The sequence below is a fragment of the Cellulomonas iranensis NBRC 101100 = JCM 18110 genome (assembly GCF_001552375.1).
GTDB lineage: Bacteria > Actinomycetota > Actinomycetes > Actinomycetales > Cellulomonadaceae > Cellulomonas > Cellulomonas iranensis.
On the sequence record NZ_BCRB01000154.1, the window covers coordinates 1 to 3799 of the forward strand.

Sequence of the window (3799 nt, forward strand, 5' to 3'; positions counted from 1 at the left end):
CCCCGCCGCGAGCGCCGCACCCGCGGCCGCCCGCACGTCCGCCGCGCGGACCGGCGGCGCGTTCGGCCCGCGGCAGCTGCTCGCGGCGCTCGGCCCGGCCGCGCGCCGCCTCGACCCGCGCCACCAGCTCCGCACGCCCGTGATGTTCGTCGTGTGGGTCGGCGCGCTGGCCTGCACGGTGCTCGCGGTGCTGCACCCGTCGGCGTTCGCGTGGGCCATCGCGGCGTGGCTGTGGGCGACCGTGCTGTTCGCGAACCTCGCCGAGGCCGTCGCCGAGGGCCGCGGCCGCGCGCAGGCCGACTCGCTGCGCCGCACGCGCAGCACGACGGTCGCGCGGCGGCTGCGCGCCGACGGCACCGAGGAGGAGGTCGCGGGCACCGCGCTGGCCGTGGGCGACCTCGTCGTGGTCGAGGCGGGCCAGACGATCCCGGGCGACGGCGACGTCGTCGAGGGCGTCGCATCGGTCGACGAGTCGGCCGTCACGGGCGAGTCCGCACCCGTGATCCGCGAGTCCGGCGGCGACCGGTGCGCCGTCACGGGCGGCACGCGCGTGCTGTCCGACCGCGTGGTCGTGCGCATCACCGCCAAGCCCGGCGAGACGTTCCTCGACCGCATGATCGCGCTGGTCGAGGGCTCGGCCCGGCAGAAGACCCCCAACGAGATCGCGCTCGACCTGCTGCTCGCGGCGCTCACGCTCGTGTTCCTGCTGGCCGTCGTGACGCTGCAGCCCCTGGCCGTGTACTCGGGGCAGCCGCAGCCGCTCGTCGTGCTGGTCGCGCTGCTGGTCTGCCTCATCCCGACGACCATCGGCGCGCTGCTGTCGGCCATCGGCATCGCCGGCATGGACCGGCTCGTGCGGCGCAACGTGCTCGCGCTGTCGGGGCGCGCGGTCGAGGCGGCGGGCGACGTCGACGTGCTGCTGCTCGACAAGACCGGCACCATCACGCTCGGCGACCGGCAGGCCGTCGGGTTCGTGCCCGCCGAGGGCGTCGGGGTCGAGGACCTCGCGCGCGCCGCGCAGCTGTCGTCGCTCGCCGACGAGACCCCCGAGGGCCGGTCGGTCGTCGTGCTCGCCAAGGACGCGCACGGCCTGCGGGGCACCACCGTCGCGGGCGCGACGTTCGTGCCGTTCACGGCGCAGACCCGCATGAGCGGGGTCGACCAGCCGGCCGACGGCGCGACGCCCGCGCGGCAGGTCCGCAAGGGCGCCGCCTCGGCCGTGCTCGCGTGGGTGCGCGAGCACGGCGGGAGCCCCGCGGCGGACGTCGCGCGCGCGGTCGACGAGATCGCGGGATCGGGCGGCACACCGCTCGTCGTCGCCGAGGCGGTGGACGGCGCGCCCGCGCGGGCGCTCGGCGTCGTCCACCTCAAGGACGTCGTCAAGCCCGGCATGCGCGCACGGTTCGACGAGCTGCGTCGCATGGGCATCCGCACCGTGATGATCACGGGCGACAACGCGCTCACCGCGCGCGCGATCGGCGAGGAGGCCGGCGTCGACGACGTGCTCGCCGAGGCCACCCCGGAGGACAAGCTCGCGCTCATCCGCCGCGAGCAGGGCGAGGGGCGGCTCGTCGCGATGACGGGCGACGGCACCAACGACGCGCCCGCGCTCGCGCAGGCCGACGTGGGCGTCGCGATGAACACCGGCACGTCCGCCGCCAAGGAGGCCGGGAACATGGTCGACCTCGACTCGGACCCGACCAAGCTCATCGAGATCGTCGCGATCGGCAAGCAGCTGCTCATCACGCGCGGCGCGCTCACCACGTTCTCGCTGGCCAACGACGTCGCGAAGTACTTCGCGATCCTCCCGGCGATGTTCGCGGCCCTGTACCCGCAGCTCGACGCGCTCAACGTCATGCGGCTGCACTCGCCGCAGTCCGCGGTGCTCTCGGCCGTCGTGTTCAACGCGCTCGTGATCGTCGCGCTCGTGCCCGTCGCGCTGCGCGGCGTGCGGTACCGGCCCGCCGCGGCCGGCGCCCTGCTGCGCCGCAACCTGCTGGTCTACGGCGTCGGCGGCCTCGTCGCGCCGTTCGTGGGCATCAAGCTGATCGACCTCGTCGTCGCGCTGCTGCCCGGGTTCTGAAGGAGACCGACGTGACCGCGTTCGCCCGGCAGGCCCTCGGCGGCCTGCGCCTGCTCCTGGCCCTCACGCTGCTGCTCGGCGTCGCGTACCCGACGGCCGTGTGGGCCGTGGGTCGCCTCGTCCCGGACCGCGCCGACGGGTCGCCCCTGGTCGTCGACGGGCAGGTGCGCGGCTCGCGCCTGGTCGGCCAGGCGTTCGACGGCCCCGGCTGGTTCCTGCCCCGGCCGTCCGCGGCGGGCGACGGGTACGACGCGCTCGCGTCGGGCGCGTCGAACCTCGGCCCGCAGAACCCCGACCTGCTCGCGACGGTCGAGCGGCGACGCACCGAGGTCGCCGCGCGCGAGGGCGTCTCCCCCGCCGCCGTCCCGGCCGACGCGGTGACGGCGTCCGCGTCGGGGCTCGACCCCGACATCAGCCCCGCGTACGCGGCGCTGCAGGTGCCGCGCGTCGCGCGCGAGCGCGGCCTGCCCGAGGTGCGGGTGCGGGTGCTCGTCGCGGACGCGACGTCCGGTCGCGACCTCGGGTTCCTCGGCGAGCCGCGCGTCGACGTCGTCACGTTGAACGCCGCGGTCGCCGCCGCGGCGGGATGATCGGTCCCGTGGACGACGTGCGGCGCGGCCGCCTGCGGGTGTACCTGGGCGCGGCGCCCGGGGTCGGCAAGACGTACGCGATGCTCGACGAGGCGCGGCGCCGGGCCGAGCGCGGCACCGACGTGGTCGTCGCGCTCGTCGAGACGCACGGCCGCGCGGGCACCGCCGCGCTGCTCGACGGCCTCGAGGTGGTGCCGCGCCGCACGGTCGAGCACCGCGGCACCACGCTGACCGACCTCGACGTCGACGCCGTGCTCGCGCGGCACCCCGAGATCGCGCTGGTCGACGAGCTCGCGCACACCAACGCGCCCGGCGGCCGGCACGCCAAGCGGTGGGAGGACGTCGAGGACCTGCTCGCCGCGGGCATCGACGTCGTCACGACCGTCAACGTGCAGCACCTGGAGTCGCTCAACGACGTCGCGCGCGCCATCACGGGCGTCCGCCAGCAGGAGACCGTGCCCGACGCGGTGGTGCGCCGCGCCGACCAGATCGAGCTGGTCGACATGAGCCCCGAGGCGCTGCGGCGCCGCCTCGCGCACGGCAACGTGTACGCCGCCGAGACCGTCGACGCCGCGCTCACGCAGTACTTCCGGGTCGGCAACCTCACGGCCCTGCGCGAGCTCGCGCTGCTGTGGACCGCCGACCGCGTCGACGACGCGCTCGAGGCGTACCGGACCGCGCACGGCATCAGCGACCCGTGGCCCGCGCGCGAGCGCGTCGTCGTCGCCGTCACCGGCGGGCCCGAGACCGAGACGCTGCTGCGGCGCGGCGCGCGGATCGCCGCGCAGTCCGCCGGCGGGCAGCTGCTCGCGGTGCACGTGCTGCGCGGCGACGGCCTGCGCGGCGCGCCGCCCGACGCGCTGGCCCGGCAGCGCCTGCTGGTCGAGCAGCTCGGCGGCACGTGGCACACGGTCGTCGCCGACGACGTCGCGGCCGCCGTCCTGGAGGTCGCGCGCGGCGTCAACGCGAGCCGCATCGTGCTCGGCGTGACGCGGCGCTCGCGGCTCGCGCAGGCGCTGTCGCCCGGGGTCGGCACCGAGGTGATCCGCGACGCCGGGGACATCGACGTGCTCGTCGTGACGCACCCGCACGCGGGCGGCCGGCGGTTCCGGCGCCCGCCGCGCCG

The 3799-nt window shown here is 76.6% G+C and carries 3 protein-coding genes; all 3 read left to right on the forward strand.

Annotated features, from left to right (window positions below):
- Positions 1 to 2083, forward strand: a 2083-nt coding sequence (gene kdpB / locus CS2_RS17830) for a potassium-transporting ATPase subunit KdpB (RefSeq protein WP_070320980.1), incomplete at its 5' end; no start/stop codon positions are given.
- Between the two features lie 11 nt (positions 2084 to 2094).
- On the forward strand, positions 2095 to 2673 hold the full coding sequence (kdpC, locus tag CS2_RS17835) for a potassium-transporting ATPase subunit KdpC (RefSeq protein ID WP_070320981.1): 579 nt from the start codon (positions 2095 to 2097) through the stop codon (positions 2671 to 2673).
- A gap of 17 nt (positions 2674 to 2690) precedes the next feature.
- A partial coding sequence (locus tag CS2_RS17840; RefSeq protein ID WP_233421259.1) for a universal stress protein occupies positions 2691 to 3799 on the forward strand: 1109 nt, incomplete at its 3' end.